Origin of the sequence: Nostoc sp. KVJ3, from assembly GCF_026127265.1 — a bacterium.
Lineage (GTDB): Bacteria > Cyanobacteriota > Cyanobacteriia > Cyanobacteriales > Nostocaceae > Nostoc.
In genome coordinates this window covers 832,782-849,902 of record NZ_WWFG01000001.1, presented here as the reverse complement: position 1 = coordinate 849,902, position 17,121 = coordinate 832,782, and the positions used below count along the sequence as shown (strand labels likewise).

The window sequence follows — 17,121 nt, the reverse complement described above, 5'->3', positions numbered from 1 at the left end:
TTCAGACCCCAACCAATTGTAAGCACCGTATAGACGGTGGGGTTTTATACCCAAGTTCGGTTCGGTCACAGGCAGAGGGAGGAGGCAGTATTCCCTTCTGCCTTCTGCCTCCTGCCCTCTGCCTTTCTTGATAACGGGCATCAGTATCATAAGGAGAGTCAAAATGCTGCCCTGCCGGGGGTAAATCTGCTGCGTTACGCCAACATAATTTACCTGGTTCATCGTCTTTAACATTTGTATAATCTATGTAGTATTGATGCACCCAAGTTTGGCGGAGGATTTCTATTGCTGGTATTTGCCGCAGCCATTGAGGTGTCGTTTCTTGTTCGTATATGGCTATTAATAGCTGCATCCCATCATTACCAATAGTTTCAGCTAATTTATATCGAGCAGTCACCCCTTTGGGTAAACGGTACTCTTCTAACGCACGTCCGTAACGTTCAAACCATTCATGGGAAACCCAAGAGCGCAACCATTCTGGGGCGACTGTAGCAACTGCGTTTAATCCTGCACGCAAAGTTTCGGCTACAGTTTCAAGGCGATTCAAATTACGAATTGCTGCCAATACATGGGTTGAATCGGTGCGCTGTTTTCCTTTCTCTTTAATAATTCCTTTTTCTTTAAATTGCTTTAACAAGATATCTAGTAATTTCTGTTCGGCACTTCCTTTGATTATTCGGACTCTGAACTCCCAGAGTACACTAAAATCAAAGCCTGGATCTGTTAATTCTAGGGAGAGTGCATACTTCCAATCAATTCGGCTGCGAACTGCATAACTAGGCTTGTCTGTCAGTCATGTCCTCGATATATTGCATGACGCAGACCAAAGCTAACCGCCAAGGGCTAAAAGCGGGTTGCCCAAGTGTTGGAAACAGTGCTTCAAAATCTTGGTCATTGTAGAGAGTACCGATTTCATCCCTCATAGTCTTGTAGAGATTGCCTTTTGGGAAAGCGGCACGAGCCACACGCACTGTTTCTTCTGAGATGGGGTCTATGGCTTGCGGTTGAATCACTCAATTCCTCCTTCACCGCAGGTGATGGTAGATGCTTGTTGATTAATATCATCCCATTTTCCTCAACGTCTGCTCGCTTTAGCATTTGTAGGGTTTTCAAATGTAAAGAAATATTTCGCCAACAGCATCCGTACTTGTACAGAAGCAATTATGGATGATCTAGCCGCTCGTAGATGTGCAGCAGTACTGGGGATTCCTGTACGAGGAACATTAGGTATAGTTTTGATAGCAAAGCAACGCGGCAAAATAACAATGGTACGACCAATTATAGAGAATTTACGTTCATCAGGAATGTATCTTTCTGACCGTGTGATCAATCAAGCATTGGCATTAGTTGGCGAGTAGTAAGCGATCGCCTCATCTCCCCTTCCACTGCTAAACTAAAAAACAACCCTTACATCCTGCAAAGGTAGTCTTATGACCTCTGCAACTGACCCATCCACCGCGCTGACCCCGTTTCCAGACCATACGCAGCTACCAGAGTCTGACGGTACATTCGTGAAAAACTTTCAGGAACATCCCCAAAGCATTCTACTAACGGACTCGATTAAACCGATATTGCAAAAACGTCATCCTGATGGGCAATATTGTATTGGTCAAGATAGCGGTATTTACTGGCGGATAACTGACCCCCCAGAAAAAGGCGCAGAAGCACCAGACTGGTTTTATGTAGGAAATGTACCACCTACTCTAGATGGGCAAACACGCAGGTCTTATGTATTATGGCGAGAATTTATTGCCCCATTGATTGCATTAGAATTTGTTTCTGGGGATGGTAGTCAGGAACGAGACAAAACTCCTTGGAAGGGGAAATTTTGGATTTATGAGCAGGTAATTCGTCCTCCCTTCTACGGTATTTATGAAGTGAATAAAGCCAGTGTAGAAGTTTATGAATTAATTGGTGGACAATATCAGTTACTAACAGCAAATGAACGCGGACATTATCCTATACAACCTTTAGGAGTTGAGTTAGGTCTTTGGCAAGGAGTTTATTACAATATGGATTTACCTTGGTTACGCTGGTGGGATTTGCAAGGTAATTTGTTGTTGACTGGCGAGGAAAGAGCCGAACGCTTGACTGCTCAATTGCGATCGCTCGGCATTGAACCAGAAGCCTAATGTTTACCTATTTATTCACATTCAGCAACTGCGAAGTTTCTAACCGACTCATCCACTTCTCTAAATAAACTCGATTATTTTTTTCCTCATTTGGATCTTTAGTATCCAAAGGATGAGGCATCAATCCCAAAATCGTTGCTGTCGTAACACAAAACATCGATTTTTGGAAACTCATGCAAATTTGGACTCGCAAATCATCTTCACCCCGGAGGCTACGACGATATATTTCGTGCAAATATTCTGGGAGATAATGACGCATATCTTGCATCAACAAGGTGGGAGGAATACCCGCGCCGCCGATGGGTAAAGGATCTGCATACAATGCGCCATATTGAAATCGGGTTTGATCTGGGGGAATTTGATATCCTTGGGCGTTGTATGAAACTGTACCGTGAAAAGGAGTTCCCCGGAAGAATACTGCTTCTACATAAGGTATTGCTGTATCTGCTAAGAATGTCAAACCAACACTTTTGGGAATGATTTCATAGACTTCACCCCGAATTTTGACGGCGTAGGTAATTGGGTTTGACGCATTTGCCACTAACGCTGTTTTAATGTGGTTTACAACTTCGGGAATCGATTTAATTTTGCCTTGGTCGTAAAGGTCTGATAAGCTGAGGAACATATCAGCCATAACTCGCCAGAATTGACCTAAACCTGTGTAGTAAGCAGAGACACGCAAGTATTCTCTTAAGAAATCTGGAAATAGTTGGTTAATACCGGGAACTAAGGGATTATTTTTAAACTTTGCAGCGATAACAGCTTGCGCTCTTTCTTTAAATTCTGTTGTATCTAAATACGTATCTAGTCCGCCGCCGCCGTGCCACATCATGGCTTTCATGCAATATTCGGCATATTCAAAATTAATGCGATCGTGCCACCAATGACGGAGTAATTTTTGAAAAGAAACCTCTCCATTAAAGTATTTAAAAAATGGGAAAAATACTAAAAACTGATGTTCAGCAATATAGTTAAGATTATTTGAATAGGCATCTAAAACTACACCATAGCTTTTAAGAATACCAACAACTTCTAATACATTTTCTGGACTATCAGGGAGTAATGCTTCTCCTTGTTGCAGACGTTTAATATACTCAGCTAAAGGATTGTGAGCCGCTTTCTTTTTAATAGTTACCATTACCATCTCTCCAAAAAGTATAGGGATTAGGGCATTGGGCATTGGGCATTGGGTATGGGGCATGGGGCATGGGTACTTACTCCTCTGCTTCTTGTTTCCCTGCCTTTTAAAAAGCCCTAATCCCTAGTCCCCATTGCTTTATCTAAGGACACTGCTAATACAACGTTTTGGCTATTTACCATTGCTGTAATTGTTGGTTCAGTCCAGCGTGCTAACCAAGCGGGTTGAATGCCGAAAATCACAATCAGCACAGCTAAAATTGCAGCCGGGATGCGATCGCTCCAATACACACGTGGTAAGTTAGTAACTTGTGCAGACAAGCGGCCAAAAAAGGCGCGGTCGAGGAGGATTAGGAAGTAAACCGCAGTTAAGCCAGTACCAAGCATTGATAGTAGGGTTTGCACTGGAAAAACTGGGAAACTGCCCCGAAAAATGATGAATTCGGAAATAAACCCAACCATTCCTGGTATCCCTGCGCTAGCCATAACTCCCAAAACCATGAGGCTACCAATTACAGGCATACCCCGTTCTGGGTTCAGCAATCCTTGGAGAACATCTAAATCTCGGCTTCCGGCTTTGTTATACACAACCCCTACCAGCAAAAACAGCATGGCGGAAATCAAACCGTGGCTAATCATCTGCATCACAGCACCCAATACGCTCAAGGGTGTCGCAGCTGCCGTCGCTAACAGCACATAGCCCATGTGTCCAATAGAACTGTATGCTACCATTTTTTTCATATCGGTTTGAGCGATCGCGCAGGATGCACCATACAGTACACTTATCACTGCCCAACTCGCTAACCAAGGAGCCAGATAAGCCCAAGCTTCTGGTAACAAGTTCATGCCAAACCGCAGTAGGCCGTAAGTTCCCAACTTCAACAGCACCCCAGCCAGTAGCAGTGAAATTGGTGTGGAAGCTTCAACGTGAGCATCTGGCAACCAAGTATGGAAGGGAACTAAGGGAATTTTAATCCCGAAACCAATCAAAATCCCCGCTAGTAGTAAAAGCTGTGTCGCTAAAGGTAAAGTCGTAGTGTTTAAAGTTGCTAGTGCAAAGTTAGAGGAACCACTCAGCCAAACCATGCCAAGGAAACTTGCTAAAACCAAGATTCCCGAAACGGCGGTATAAATGAGAAATTTGGTAGCCGCATAACCCCGCTTTTCCCCACCCCAAATAGCTATCAATAGATACAGAGGAATTAGTTCCAATTCGTAAAACAGGACAAATAACAGTAAATCCTGTGCCAGAAAAGCTCCAGTCACCCCAGCGCTTAATAATAGTATCAAAGAATAATAAAATTTAGGACGCTGAAGAGATTCATCGCTGCTGTAGATGGCAATAGAAGTTAACAGTCCATTCAAAACCAGCAGTGGCAAAGATAAACCATCGATTCCCAGGTTATAGTTTAAACCTAAGACATCTACCCAAAGGACAGATTCGGCAAACTGCTGAGTGATTTCCCCTGGATGGAACTGAATTGCTAGTACGATTGTCCACAAGAAAGCGATAGTGGCAAAGACTAAAGCTACCCCACGGGCAAATTTCCCACTGATTACAGAGGGCGAGAAACCAATTAAAGCTGCACCGATTAACGGCACTAGAATTAAAACACTAAGCATAAGCAAGTGGAGAACTGGGAATTGGGAATTGGGAATTGGGAATTGGGAATTGGGAATTGGGAATTGGGAATTGGGAATTGGGAAGAGTTTCCCAATGACAAATGACAAATGACAACCCCCACTAATTAACTTTATTGATGCCAACCTCTTTAAAAAGGCAATTTATCTAGTAAACCCGATGACCAGCCGATGAAGAAAACCAGGACGCTGACAACTGCTAGGATGGTCAACATATAGCCCTGAGATTGGCCAGAAATGCTGTACTTTAAAGTTTGTCCGCCCAGAATTGTCGCAAACCCAACTAAGTTTACTAGACCATCGACTAAATAGCGATCGCTCCAAGCAGAAATTTTAGATAAGAGTGCGACTGCACTCACTACCGTTACGAGATAAAGTCGGTCAATATAAAAATCATAACCTAATAAGTCTTGCACAAATCTCCACGCTAAAAATCTGGATCTTGACCAAGCTTTGTGCAGATAAACTGTAGATCCGACAACTACTCCCAATACTGTAGAAGCAAACAACGCTAATGCTACATACCAATTAATACTTTCCCAATTTGGTAGTAAGTACCATTGCTGTAACATCAAGGGCAAAAGTAAAGTCAAGACTGTAAGAGTCACCATCGGTAAAGCCATTTGCCAAGCAACTTCCGGTGTCCGACGGGTCTTTTGTTGCGGTTTCCCCCAGAAGACTAATCTGAATACTCTAGTTAAGTTCAATGCTGTCAAGCCATTGACTAATAATAAAACCCCAATTACCCAAGGGCTAATATTCACGAAACCGTCAGCCCATGCTAGCATTGCCCAGAAGCCTCCTAGTGGTAGCACTGTCACCATCCCTGCCGAACCGACAATAAAGGCGGTGGTGGTGGCTGGCATCCGCGACCAAAGTCCGCCCATTTCTGTTAGGTCTTGACTTTGGGTAGTTAAGATGACTGAACCGGAACTCATAAATAATAATGCTTTAGCGATCGCATGAGTTAACAGCAACATCAAGGCTACACCCCCTTGCTGTAACCCCACCGCCAAAAATACTAATCCCATGTATGCGCTGGTGGAATGAGATAGCGATCGCTTAATGTCAATTTGAGCTATAGATACTAATGTCGCCCCAATTGCCGTTACCGTACCCATAATTACCAAGGCATTTAAGGCAACTGGCGACAGTGCTAACAATGGCTGAAATTTATACAGTAAATAAGCGCCACCTGCGACTACCAGCGAGTTCCGCATTACCGAAGCCGGGTTTGGCCCTTCCATCGCCTCATCTAACCACAGGTGCAGGGGAAATTGGGCGCATTTCCCTGCCGGGCCAGCAATTAACGCCAACCCCAGCAAGGTTGATGTCACTGGGCTTAAATTAGCTGTTTGCGCCCACTCATATAAATTTGAGAAGTTCAAACTCCCGGCTAAAGTAGAAAGCGTCACCACAGCCATCAGCAGCAACAAGTCTCCTACCCGTTTAGTCCAAAATGCATCTCGCGCCGCCGTCACTACTAGCGGTTGAGCATACCAGAATCCCACCAGCAAATAAGTTGAAAGCGTCAAAACTTCCAAAAGGGCATAGCTGAGAAACAAAGAATCACTGATTGCTAGACCACTCAACGCTGCTTCAAAAAATCCTAGCAGTGCAAAAAAACGCGCTAACGACCAGTCTTTTTCCATGTAACCCAGAGCGTAAACTTGTGCCAGTAAGCTTAAACCTGTAATTAAAACTGTTGCCCCAATACTAACTGGTGACAGTTCCAAGGCAAAAGATAAGTCTAAATCCGCAGCTTTGAACCAATTCACCAGTAAAGTTTCCGGTTCTCTATCCCAGATATTTTTAAATACAAACAGACTATGGACAAAAGCCACAACAGTTGTCAACAAGTTAATGTATGCCGCAGGTCTTGGCCCTGTTCGCTGAATTATTCCTATTCCCCAGGGCAACGTTAAAACTGCACCTAATAAGCTATATAAAGGCACAAACCAACTTGTTGAAAATAGAAATTGATCCATTTAAATTTACCTTGATGACTCAGCCTTTATTTTAAAAAAAATTTTCAAGAACTTTTTATTTAAAAAAATAATTTAGTAAAATATCAATATTTCTTTATTATTGTTTAAACTAAATTATCAAAAGTATTTTTACTTCGCTTTACCCTACTAAACTTCGATAAAATATAACTTTACATACGTAAAAGCATTTACTCGCCTTAACTTTACCTCTGTTTTTACATTTGTATTTCTACTTTGAACAGAGTAATTTATAGGACACATTTGAAAAGATTATATACTTTTCACCTAGTCGTTGTACATACAGCAAAACATTACAAAAGATAGATACAGCAGCCGATCTTCCCTCGTCAGATAGAATTAACCTTGGTTATGAATCTCGTTTTGTAAATGTGATAAAGAAATTATAAAGCATAAGTGGCTGCTCAAGTAATTCAGTAAACTTTAATTGCTCAAAAGCCCGGATAAATATTTGTTAAGTTTTTTAAAACTTTCTTATCATAAACTATTATAGTAATTTATATTGCCAGGAACGCCAAGCTTTCCTATGCTTAATTTGGAAGTGTTTTCTTAGCTATAAGATCAGGCTCTCCCCGTCAAAAATTCAAACGACAGTACAGATTGCATTAATTTTGTAGGAGTTCTGCGATGCCAATTGCAGTTGGAATGATTGAAACGAAGGGCTTTCCAGCAGTTGTAGAAGCTGCTGATGCGATGGTGAAAGCCGCCCGTGTCACCTTAGTAGGGTATGAAAAAATTGGTAGCGCTCGCGTCACCGTGATAGTTCGGGGAGATGTATCGGAAGTGCAAGCTTCTGTAGCTGCTGGGGTTGAAGCCGCGAAAAGAGTATTTGGTGGTGAAGTGTTGTCCACTCACATCATTGCTCGTCCTCACGAGAACCTAGAATACGTCTTGCCAATTCGTTACACCGAAGCTGTGGAACAGTTCCGTACCTAAAAGCTGTTTAAAAAAAGTAATTAACGCTCTTTGCTTTTTTGAGCATCACTTTTGTCCAAGGCTAAAAACAATAAAAAAGGGATTAAAACTAATGTCAATTGCAGTGGGAATGGTTGAAACGCTGGGCTTTCCAGCAGTAGTGGAAGCTGCTGATGCGATGGTGAAAGCTGCTCGTGTAACTCTAGTAGGTTATGAAAAAATCGGCAGTGGTCGAGTTACCGTAATTGTCCGGGGTGACGTTTCAGAAGTGCAAGCTTCTGTAGCCGCAGGTGTTGAATCAGTGAAGCGAGTCAACGGTGGACAAGTGCTGTCTACTCACATCATTGCTCGTCCTCACGAAAACTTAGAATACGTTCTCCCAATTCGTTATACAGAAGATGTAGAGCAATTCCGGGAAAATGTGAACGCAATTCGTCCTTTCGGTAGAAGACCGTAATTTGGAATGCAAGTCGCCAAAGTTCGCGGCACAGTAGTTAGCACCCAAAAAGATCCAAGTCTCAGAGGTGTGAAGCTACTGTTATTACAATTTGTAGATGAAGAAGGAAACATCCTCCCACAATATGAGGTAGCAGCAGATAGTGTGGGAGCAGGTGTAGATGAGTGGGTACTTGTCAGTCGTGGCAGTGTTGCTCGTCAAGTTATTGGCAACGAACAGAGGCCACTAGATGCAGTGGTAGTGGCGATCATAGATACAATTTATGTTGAAGATCGCATGATTTACAGCAAAAAAGATCAATATCGATAGTCAACAGTTAGAAAAGTTAGGAGTTAAGAGCGAGGAGTGAGGAGTTAAAACTCATAACTCATAACTCATAACTCATAACTTAATTTCAGGAGGAATCTCGCAATGGCAGTCCGCAGCACGGCAGCACCCCCAACTCCGTGGTCAAGGAATTTAGCTGAACCCGACATCCATAAAACTGCTTTTGTACATTCATTCTCCAATCTAATTGGGGATGTACGAATAGGTGCAAATGTAATCGTTGCCCCGGGGACTACGATTAGAGCGGATGAAGGCACACCTTTTTATCTTGGTGAAAACACTAATATTCAAGATGGTGTAGTTATTCATGGGTTAGAGCAAGGTCGAGTGATTGGCGATGACCAAGAAAAATACTCAGTATGGGTAGGTAAGAATACTTGCATTACCCACATGGCTCTAATTCACGGGCCAGCTTATGTAGGGGATAATTCCTTCATTGGCTTTCGCTCGACGGTGTTTAATGCCAGGGTAGGCGCAGGTTGCATCGTGATGATGCACGCTTTGATTCAAGACGTAGAAATTCCCCCAGGTAAGTATGTACCTTCGGGAGCGATAATTACTAGCCAGCAGCAAGCTGACCGCTTGCCAGATGTGCAAGATCAAGATAAGGAATTTGCTCATCATGTGGTTGGAATTAATCAGGCGCTACGGGCTGGTTATCTTTGTGCTGCGGATAGCAAATGTATAGCACCCATTCGGGATGAAATTGCTAAATCTTATACAGGTAATGGTATTACTGTTTTAGAGTTGGAAAGGAGTAGTGAAGTGGCGAGCAATAGCTTGGGTGCAGAAACAATAGATCAGTTACGCTATCTATTGGAACAAGGGTATAAGATTGGTACAGAACACGTAGACAAAAGACGGTTCCGCACGGGTTCTTGGACTAGCTGCCAACCAATCGAACCGAGATCCCTCGGTGAAGCGATCGCAGCATTAGAAAGCTGTGTAAGAGACCATAGCGGGGAGTATGTCCGACTATTTGGCATTGACAAAGGTAGACGACGTGTGTTAGAGAACATCATCCAACGCCCGGATGATGATGCCAAACCAGCTACCAGCTTTAAAGCTCCTAATAGTAGTCATAGCAATGGCAGCTACAGCAATGGTAACGGTAACGGTAGCGGCTCTAGCAGTGGCAAAGTCAATGGCGAAACTCTAGACCAAATCCGTCAACTTTTGGCAGGTGGTTACAAAATAGGCGTAGAACACGTAGATGAGCGCCGCTTCCGTACTGGTTCCTGGACTAGCTGTAAGCCAATTGATGCAACTTCCAGCAATCAAGTAATCTCCGCTTTGGAAGAATGTATAGCCAGCCATCCAGGTGAGTATGTGCGTTTAATCGGCATTGATGCCAAAGCTAAACGGCGGGTATTAGAAACCATTATTCAACGTCCAAATGGTCAAGTAGCTACCTCTGGTAGTCAGAAATCATCATTTACTAGCAGTGGAGGATCTGGTACTGCTACGGCAACAGCAACAGCTACCAGTACCCGGTTGAGTACTGAAGTAGTAGACCAACTCCGGCAATTACTGGCTGGCGGCTATAAAATTAGCATTGAACACGTAGACCAACGACGGTTTCGTACTGGTTCGTGGACTAGTACAGGTCATATTCAAGCCTCCTCAGAAAGAGAAGCGATCGCAGCCGTAGAAAAACACCTTGGCGAATTCCAAGGGGAATATGTGCGCTTAATTGGTATTGAACCCAAAGCCAAGCGGCGGGTATTAGAAACGATCATTCAAAGACCATAGCAGTAAGTGGGGAATGGGGCATTGGGCATTGGGCATTGGGCATTGGGCATTAGGCATTAGGCATTAGGCATTAATCAATAATTCGTCTTCCCCTGCCTCCCCTGCTCCCCTTGCCTCCCCTGCCTCCCCTGCCTCCTCTGCCTCCCCCCTCTTCATCCCCATTCCGGCTTCCGAGGTTAAAATTTTCATGTCTGTGCTGTCACTGCGCCTCAGCAATAATTTTGATTCTTACATTAGTGGTGAGGTGACTATTCATCCAAGCGCAGTACTTGCACCTGGGGTCATCCTCCAAGCGGCTGAAAACAGCAAGATCGTCATTGGCCCAGGGGTCTGTATTGGGATGGGAGCAATTCTCCAAGTCCATGAAGGAACTCTAGAGGTAGAAGCAGGGGCAAATCTGGGAGCCGGTTTTTTGATGGTTGGCAAGGGCAAAATTGGAGCAAATGCTTGTATTGGTTCAGCAACAACAGTTTTTAACTATTCAGTTGAACCTGGACAAGTAGTTCCACCTGGTTCGATTTTAGGAGACACTAGTCGGCAGATTGCTCAAACAAATCAGCCGGAACCATCTACAAATAACCCAGCTTCTACAAGTCCGCCACCGCAAAAAGAAGAGGAAAATGGCTCAGGGGGAGTTAAGGAAAAGGTAACTTCCTCAACTAACTTCTCAGCTGCGGCTTTTGTGGATTTCAAACAAAATAAGTCGATTTCTTATTTTAAATCTCCCGCCACTCCAGAAAGCCAGCCTCCCCCTGTAGAGGAAGCACCCAAGGATGTTGAACCCCCCTCGCAAGAACCCGCCCAAGAGTCTATAAAACAGGATTCAGACTCCAATCAGCTAACTACAGAATCCCCTAACGGTTTCGGCACTCAAATTTATGGACAAGGGAGCATACACAGACTGTTGACTACATTGTTTCCCCATAGACAATCCTTGAGCGACCCAAACTCTGACGATTAGTCTGAGTAAGTGTTAATTGTAAGTTGTCGGCTTTATGATTATCTGGGAAAGTTCATAATGGAAACATCTAATCAACGGTCTATGAATACCATCGAGGGAGCGAGTAGTCATGAAACCTTTCAGGACACTGCTTTGGGTTTAGTTTCTACCCGCAGTTTTCCCGCGATCGTTGGAACGGCGGATATGATGCTGAAATCAGCAGGAGTCCATCTAGTTGGGTATGAAAAAATAGGTGGTGGTTATTGTACTGCGATCGTCCGGGGTGGAATTGCTGACGTACGTCTAGCGGTAGAATCTGGTGTCCAAACGGCTGAACAATTTGGTCAGTTGGTTTCTAGCTTAGTAATTCCCCGTCCTTATCCCAACCTAGATATAGTACTTCCCATCACAACCCGTTTTACTAAATTGATGGAAGAGGGCAATTACAGCCGTCTAAGTAATCAAGCAATTGGTTTGGTAGAAACACGAGGATTTCCGGCGATGGTAGGCGCGTGTGATGCCATGCTCAAAGCTGCTGATGTTCATTTAGCAGCCTACGAAAAAATTGGTGGGGGTTTGTGTACAGCTATTATTCGTGGTTCCGTAGCAAATGTGGCGGTAGCAGTGGAAGCGGGAATGTTTGAAGCAGAACGCATTGGAGAATTAAATGCAGTGATGGTAATTCCCCGACCACTAGACGAAATGGAGCAAACCTTACCATTAGCAAGCTGCTGGATAGAAAAACACCAACCTTTAAACTTACCAGTGAATATTAAAGATAAAGAACAAGTTGCTGAAATTGAGGTACTCAGATTACCAGATTTAACCAAGTTACCTACAAAAATTGCCGAAGAATTATGGAATGATGAATGATGATAGATGAATTTGGGAAAATCATCATTCATCGGGAAGAAGTGGAAGGGATCTTACGCTTTTTTTGTTGTTCTGATAATAGCTTCTTAAATCCATAAATAAAATACCTTTATTTTAATAGAAGTAATAGAGTTTTATCTATAATAAAACTCGTAACTTTCTGTAAGTATTACTATCGCAGTTGCAACTGTTCAGTAATACTGATTATATATCGATGAATAGCTATATATAGGAGAAGCACCTTTGAAGCAAGCGACGCTGCACCAGTTAAAGGTATTCGAGGCGGCGGCACGACACAGTAGCTTTACTCGCGCTGCTGAGGAATTGTTTCTCACCCAACCTACCGTTTCTATGCAGATTAAGCAACTTACAAAATCGGTAGGGTTGCCATTATTTGAGCAAGTGGGGAAGCGGTTGTATCTCACCGAGGCAGGACGAGAATTATTTGCCACTTGTCGGCAGATTTTTGAAAATATAGCCCAGTATGAAATGAAGGTGGCAGATTTAAAAGGGCTAAAACAGGGACAATTACGCTTGGCAGTGATTACAACAGCAAAATATTTTATCCCACGTTTGTTAGGGCCGTTTTGCGAACTTTATCCAGGGATTGATATCTCTCTGCAAGTAACGAATCACGAACAAATTTTGGAACGGATGAGTCAGAATCTGGACGACTTATATATTATGAGTCAAGTTCCAGACAATATGGATGTGAATTGCGAAGCATTTTTAGAAAATCCTTTGATAGTCTTTGCACCGATTAATCATCCGTTATCCAAGGAGAAAAATATTCCGATCCAACGCCTGTCAAACCAACCTTTTATTATGCGAGAACCAGGTTCAGGAACTCGTCGTGCCGTCCAAAGCCTATTTGAAGAACAAGGGGTGACAGTAAAAGTCAAGCTAGAGTTGGGAAGTAACGAAGCAATTAAACAAGCGATCGCAGGTGGTTTAGGAATTTCGGTTTTATCTCGTCATACTTTACTATCAGATGTCTCAGACTTTAGCATTTTAGATGTCCAACACTTCCCCATTCAGCGAAATTGGTACATGGTTTACCCCGCAGGGAAGCAGCTATCTATCGTCGCTCGTGCTTATTATGACTATCTCTTGGCTGCTGCAAAGAATTTTGTAGATCAAAATACTGATCCTCCTTATAGTAACCTTGAACCACTTAATGGGTAATTCATAATTACAGCACTTTGGAAGTAATACCAGTTCTTTATGAAGATGCACATAATAAGTCCCCCCAACACATCGGGGGGACGGCGTAGCCGGGGGGTAAATATATGCAGCTTCACAAAGAAACGGTATAATTTAGGTACAAAATACAGGACTCAATACTGTTCGGTTAAGGCAAGAGACGCGATAAATCGCCTTCTCTACTGAGTATTTTTTATCCGAACCGTTTTAGGACGACAGGGGCTTCCCCAACAAACCTGTCCAGAAGGCATACTAGTTAAAACAGTACTACGAGCGCCAATCACAGCATTAGCACCGATTTGCACTCCCGGCCCTATGAAACAATCTGCTGCTAGCCATGCTCCATTATTAATAGTGATACTTGCTGTTTTCAACCCAAAGGCAGGGTCTTGAATATCATGACTACCAGTACAGAGGTAACTTTTTTGAGAAACTACACAGTGTTCACCAATGTTAACCCGATCGAGGCTGTATAAAACTACGTTATCTCCAATCCAACTATAGTTGCCAATGGTAACTTTCCAAGGATAGGTAAAGCGGGCGGTAGGTCGAATTAATACGCCTTTGCCGATATTAGCGCCAAATAGTCGTAGTAGAGCGCAACGGAGAATATTTAATGGTTGAGGAGTGAGGGGAAAAGCGATCGCTTGTACAAGCCACCATAATAAAACATACCAACTTGGCCGTCCCCGATCAAACCAAGATTGGTCATATTTGCGTAAATCTACGAAAGGTTGGTCATTAGTCATTCGATTTTGGATTTTAGATTTTAGATTTTAGATTTTAGATTTTAAATTTTTCCTTCAATCCAAAATTCAAAATCTAAAATTGGCAGAGTTATGAGTCAATGGTCAATAGCTTTACCTCTGCTTCTCTACTCCCCTGCTTCCCTGCTTCTTCCTTTGGGGTAGTTGCAGTATTCAAGTGACCACCACAGTTGCGTAATTCGTAAAGTTTAACGCCAATTTGATATTCATATTGACTCAGCAAGCGTGCATAGATATATCCAGCTTTGCCATCCAAAAAACCGCGTTGAATTATATAAAATAAAACAAACCGTAAAAAGGGTTTAAATGGCAGGTGTACCCATACTTTTTTCAAAAAGCGCTTGCGTTGCACTGCATCACCAAATAGATTCGCGTCGATAGTGCCACTATCATCTTTACCTGTAAGAATATTAAAATAAACGCTGGCTTCCCAGTTGGAATAGCGGTTGTGTCGTTCTAGCCAGTGATAAAGGTCGCGGAAGTCTTCGTGGAGCATATCATTTTTGAGATACCCAACTTTGCCTTGCAAAATCACATGCTCGTGAACTTCATTATCTCCAGTATTGGGAATATCTTCTGTATGCAGGTTTTCGTAGCGACCTTTTTTATGTTGAAATAAACGGAGATTCCAATCGGGATATTTCCCACCATAGCGAATCCATTTTCCTAAGAAAAATACGCGACGGTTGAGATAATAACCGATATATTCATCATGTTGAATTGCTTGGTCAATTTCTTCCCAAAGTTCAGGGGTGATCCGCTCATCGCAATCTACAATTAGCACCCATTGGTTACGGAAAGGAAGATTATCTAAAGACCAATTTTTCTTTTTAGGCCAGCGTCCATTGAAGTCGAATTGTACGACATTGACACCGTGACTTTTTGCAATTTCAATGCTGTTATCGGTACTTTGAGAATCTACTACAAATATTTCATCGGCTCTGCTGAGGCTAGCGAGACAGGCTGGTAAGTTGGCTTGTTCGTTTTTTGCCGGAATTAGTACAGAAACTGGTATTTTAGATGACATATCACTATAAATTAAGTTATTGGTTATTTCTTATTTGATGTGAATAAAAGACCTTGAATAGCAGCATTTAAGTAACCAATCTGACCGTAAGCATATACAAGTTTGTCAAACCGTTCTGCTGGATCAGAAAAATATTGCAATGCTTTATACAAGCCGCGCACAAATCGTTCGCTACCTCCCTGCAATTGAGCGATTCCAGCTTTTCCGGCGAGTTGTTCTCGATAGCATTCACTGATACCTTGCCACCAACCCCGATTTAAAAACCAGGAGCGTTGGAGGCGTTCTGGTGAAACATTGTGAGCAACCAGCGCTTCGGGAAGATAAGCAACTTGCCAAGCACGCTGTAGAGCAAATTCGGTCATTTGCAGTTCTTCATTTGACAATAGATTTTTCCCCACTCGACCGAGATGAGGATCAAAACCGCCAATTTCTTCTAGGAAACTGCGGCGGATGGAGTAATTTAAGCCTCTGGGTGTTAAGCCAGGTTGCTCGATGTAGATGTTGTTATCACCCAAGTCGTATGCACCCAGATTTGCAGCTAGCCCTGGAGAGAGCCATTTTGGTTGTATAATTCCTGGGGGCCATAAGAGAGTGACTTTGCCACCTGCGATCGCTAGTTTAGAATTATTGTAATAGGCAAAATATAAAACTTGTAGCCAGCCAGGACTAGCAACAGCATCGTCATCCAGATAAGCAAGAATATCACCACTAGCTACTTTTGCACCCGTGTTGCGGGCGACAGATAAACCAATGGTGGGTTCAAATACATACTTCAGGCGCGGATTGTGGGCCCTTTGTTCTACAACCTCACGGGTGCGATCGCTAGACCCATTATCAACGACTACAATTTCAAAGTCAGCAGTAAAATCCTGCGCTAAAAGACTATCAATTGCAGCCCCTAAATAGGTATCTCGATTGTGGGTACAGATGATAGCAGAGATTTGGGGATCTGGCATAGATTTAATTTTGGATTTGAGATTTGGGATTTTAGATAAAAATCTTAAATCCAACGCACACCTCCTGAGAGTTAATCTAAACCAAAAGTTACCGACCCACCAACCGAGTTTATTCGGAAATAATCTTTAAAACTTCACGTTTGTTGAATATGACTGTGTAAAACTACAAGTGTTTGGGCTAGTTGACTGAGGCGGGTTTCTAAAGATTGTTTGCGCCCCAACAGTTGACGTAACTTTTGATAACGGGCGATCGCCATACTAACATTAGGAACCTGATCCGCCGGACATGGGCGTGACCAGACTTTACCAGCATCATCTACACCACAGAGGCGGTAGCCATTAATAGATGATTTATATGATACCTTCCCACCACTAGCACAAATTTCTTCTACGTAGTTCATCAGGCGATCGACTTCTGCATGGCGCAGTGTTGCCGTTCCTCCTGGTTCTGGTTCGGTGGGATTGGATTCTAACCAGCCATTGACAATTGGGCCTTCTAAGTAAAGATCCTGAATTTGGTTCAAAATATTTTGCAGTTCTATTTGCCAACCAGCGACGGTTTCTTGAATTTCTTGTAATAGATTCATCGCTAATCCGGGATTTGCCCCGTGGCGATGGCTACTAAAGGTCGGAGTTTTTAACTTGGGTAGGCTGGGTGTTCTGCTACCATTCTCTTGTGTTTGAAAGGTCTGCACAGAGTCGTGGTGAGGAAAGAAATTTTGTTCAGGAGGATAATCACTCTCAGTATTTCCACTCAAGTCAACTGTTTGTTCTTCCTGAGAGGATGCAGTTTGTGTACTTTCTGTGGATTCGTTGGCTCCGACGCTGATTCTAAAGGAGAAAGGCCGTTTTGTGGTCGAATCACCTACTTCAGCAGCAGAGGCAGTGCCGCGATTCCCTAAATCGTGTAGAGTTGCTTCAATGCGTTTTAAACCTGCGTTCATAAAGACATCCTAAATTTTGCTGTCCCCAATGGTGTTGAATAATC

At 43.0% G+C, this 17,121-nt stretch carries 19 protein-coding genes and 1 pseudogene; 9 read left to right on the top strand and 11 right to left on the bottom strand.

From position 1 onward, the window contains the following. Position 1: 1 nt before the first annotated feature. From GTQ43_RS03550 to GTQ43_RS03540, 3 genes and pseudogenes are all read right to left on the bottom strand, one after another. Entirely contained in the window at positions 2-637 is a 636-nt protein-coding gene (locus tag GTQ43_RS03550) for a hypothetical protein (RefSeq protein WP_265270832.1), read from the bottom strand. A gap of 63 nt (positions 638-700) precedes the next feature. Further along, positions 701-757, bottom strand: a pseudogene (locus GTQ43_RS03545) (hypothetical protein); the annotation flags it as partial. Between the two features lie 19 nt (positions 758-776). Beyond that, entirely contained in the window at positions 777-1,013 is a 237-nt protein-coding gene (locus GTQ43_RS03540; RefSeq protein WP_265270831.1) for a hypothetical protein, read from the bottom strand. Positions 1,014-1,163: 150 nt separating this feature from the next. Here GTQ43_RS03540 and GTQ43_RS03535 point away from each other — a divergent pair, with 150 nt between their 5' ends. Both GTQ43_RS03535 and GTQ43_RS03530 read left to right on the top strand, forming a co-directional pair. Continuing rightward, a complete protein-coding gene (locus GTQ43_RS03535; RefSeq protein WP_265270830.1) occupies positions 1,164-1,358 on the top strand; it encodes a DUF3368 domain-containing protein in 195 nt (64 codons plus the stop codon). A gap of 72 nt (positions 1,359-1,430) precedes the next feature. Further along, a complete protein-coding gene (locus tag GTQ43_RS03530) occupies positions 1,431-2,132 on the top strand; it encodes a Uma2 family endonuclease (protein ID WP_265270829.1) in 702 nt (233 codons plus the stop codon). 7 nt (positions 2,133-2,139) lie between these two features. Here GTQ43_RS03530 and GTQ43_RS03525 read toward each other — a convergent pair whose 3' ends face one another. The 3 genes from GTQ43_RS03525 to GTQ43_RS03515 form a co-directional block, all read right to left on the bottom strand. Beyond that, positions 2,140-3,270 carry a CO2 hydration protein gene (locus GTQ43_RS03525; RefSeq protein ID WP_265270828.1) on the bottom strand — a complete coding sequence of 377 codons (1,131 nt, stop codon included), beginning with the start codon at positions 3,268-3,270 and terminating at the stop codon, positions 2,140-2,142. 116 nt (positions 3,271-3,386) lie between these two features. Then, positions 3,387-4,892, bottom strand: a complete 1,506-nt coding sequence (locus GTQ43_RS03520; RefSeq protein ID WP_265270827.1) for an NADH-quinone oxidoreductase subunit M — start codon at positions 4,890-4,892, stop codon at positions 3,387-3,389. A gap of 149 nt (positions 4,893-5,041) precedes the next feature. Beyond that, entirely contained in the window at positions 5,042-6,898 is a 1,857-nt protein-coding gene (locus GTQ43_RS03515; RefSeq protein ID WP_265270826.1) for an NAD(P)H-quinone oxidoreductase subunit F, read from the bottom strand. A gap of 645 nt (positions 6,899-7,543) precedes the next feature. On the opposite strand from GTQ43_RS03515, the gene GTQ43_RS03510 reads away from it, so the two are divergent. The 4 genes from GTQ43_RS03510 (at position 7,544) to GTQ43_RS03495 (ending at position 10,367) form a co-directional block, all read left to right on the top strand. Next, positions 7,544-7,852 (top strand): carbon dioxide-concentrating mechanism protein CcmK, encoded by a 309-nt coding sequence (locus GTQ43_RS03510; RefSeq protein ID WP_012410633.1) that lies wholly within the window; start codon positions 7,544-7,546, stop codon positions 7,850-7,852. 91 nt (positions 7,853-7,943) lie between these two features. Further along, entirely contained in the window at positions 7,944-8,288 is a 345-nt protein-coding gene (locus tag GTQ43_RS03505; protein ID WP_010995041.1) for a carbon dioxide-concentrating mechanism protein CcmK, read from the top strand. A gap of 6 nt (positions 8,289-8,294) precedes the next feature. Beyond that, positions 8,295-8,597, top strand: coding sequence for a EutN/CcmL family microcompartment protein (locus GTQ43_RS03500; protein WP_265270762.1), 303 nt, complete (start codon positions 8,295-8,297; stop codon positions 8,595-8,597). Between the two features lie 102 nt (positions 8,598-8,699). Beyond that, a complete protein-coding gene (locus GTQ43_RS03495) occupies positions 8,700-10,367 on the top strand; it encodes a ribulose bisphosphate carboxylase small subunit (protein ID WP_265270761.1) in 1,668 nt (555 codons plus the stop codon). A 63-nt stretch (positions 10,368-10,430) separates the two neighbouring features. Here the strand turns inward: GTQ43_RS03495 and GTQ43_RS03490 are convergent, their stop codons facing one another. Further along, positions 10,431-10,556 carry a hypothetical protein gene (locus GTQ43_RS03490; RefSeq protein WP_265270759.1) on the bottom strand — a complete coding sequence of 42 codons (126 nt, stop codon included), beginning with the start codon at positions 10,554-10,556 and terminating at the stop codon, positions 10,431-10,433. On the opposite strand from GTQ43_RS03490, the gene GTQ43_RS03485 reads away from it, so the two are divergent. From GTQ43_RS03485 to GTQ43_RS03475, 3 genes are all read left to right on the top strand, one after another. Beyond that, entirely contained in the window at positions 10,555-11,328 is a 774-nt protein-coding gene (locus GTQ43_RS03485; RefSeq protein WP_265270757.1) for a transferase, read from the top strand. The two genes, GTQ43_RS03490 and GTQ43_RS03485, sit on opposite strands and share 2 nt — an antisense overlap. 57 nt (positions 11,329-11,385) lie before the next feature. Beyond that, complete coding sequence (locus GTQ43_RS03480) at positions 11,386-12,180, top strand: BMC domain-containing protein (RefSeq protein WP_265270755.1); 795 nt, start codon at positions 11,386-11,388, stop codon at positions 12,178-12,180. Between the two features lie 243 nt (positions 12,181-12,423). After that, positions 12,424-13,365, top strand: a complete 942-nt coding sequence (locus GTQ43_RS03475; RefSeq protein ID WP_265270753.1) for a LysR family transcriptional regulator — start codon at positions 12,424-12,426, stop codon at positions 13,363-13,365. A gap of 197 nt (positions 13,366-13,562) precedes the next feature. On the opposite strand, the gene hpsU is transcribed toward GTQ43_RS03475, so the two are convergent. The 4 genes from hpsU to GTQ43_RS03455 all read right to left on the bottom strand — a co-directional run bounded on the left by hpsU (position 13,563) and on the right by GTQ43_RS03455 (position 17,077). Next, a complete protein-coding gene (hpsU, locus tag GTQ43_RS03470) occupies positions 13,563-14,132 on the bottom strand; it encodes a hormogonium polysaccharide biosynthesis acetyltransferase HpsU (RefSeq protein WP_265270752.1) in 570 nt (189 codons plus the stop codon). A gap of 88 nt (positions 14,133-14,220) precedes the next feature. Beyond that, entirely contained in the window at positions 14,221-15,177 is a 957-nt protein-coding gene (locus tag GTQ43_RS03465; protein ID WP_265270749.1) for a glycosyltransferase family 2 protein, read from the bottom strand. Between the two features lie 23 nt (positions 15,178-15,200). Beyond that, positions 15,201-16,133, bottom strand: a complete 933-nt coding sequence (locus GTQ43_RS03460; protein WP_265270747.1) for a glycosyltransferase family 2 protein — start codon at positions 16,131-16,133, stop codon at positions 15,201-15,203. Between the two features lie 134 nt (positions 16,134-16,267). Then, positions 16,268-17,077 carry a hypothetical protein gene (locus GTQ43_RS03455; RefSeq protein ID WP_265270745.1) on the bottom strand — a complete coding sequence of 270 codons (810 nt, stop codon included), beginning with the start codon at positions 17,075-17,077 and terminating at the stop codon, positions 16,268-16,270. Positions 17,078-17,121: the final 44 nt, after the last annotated feature.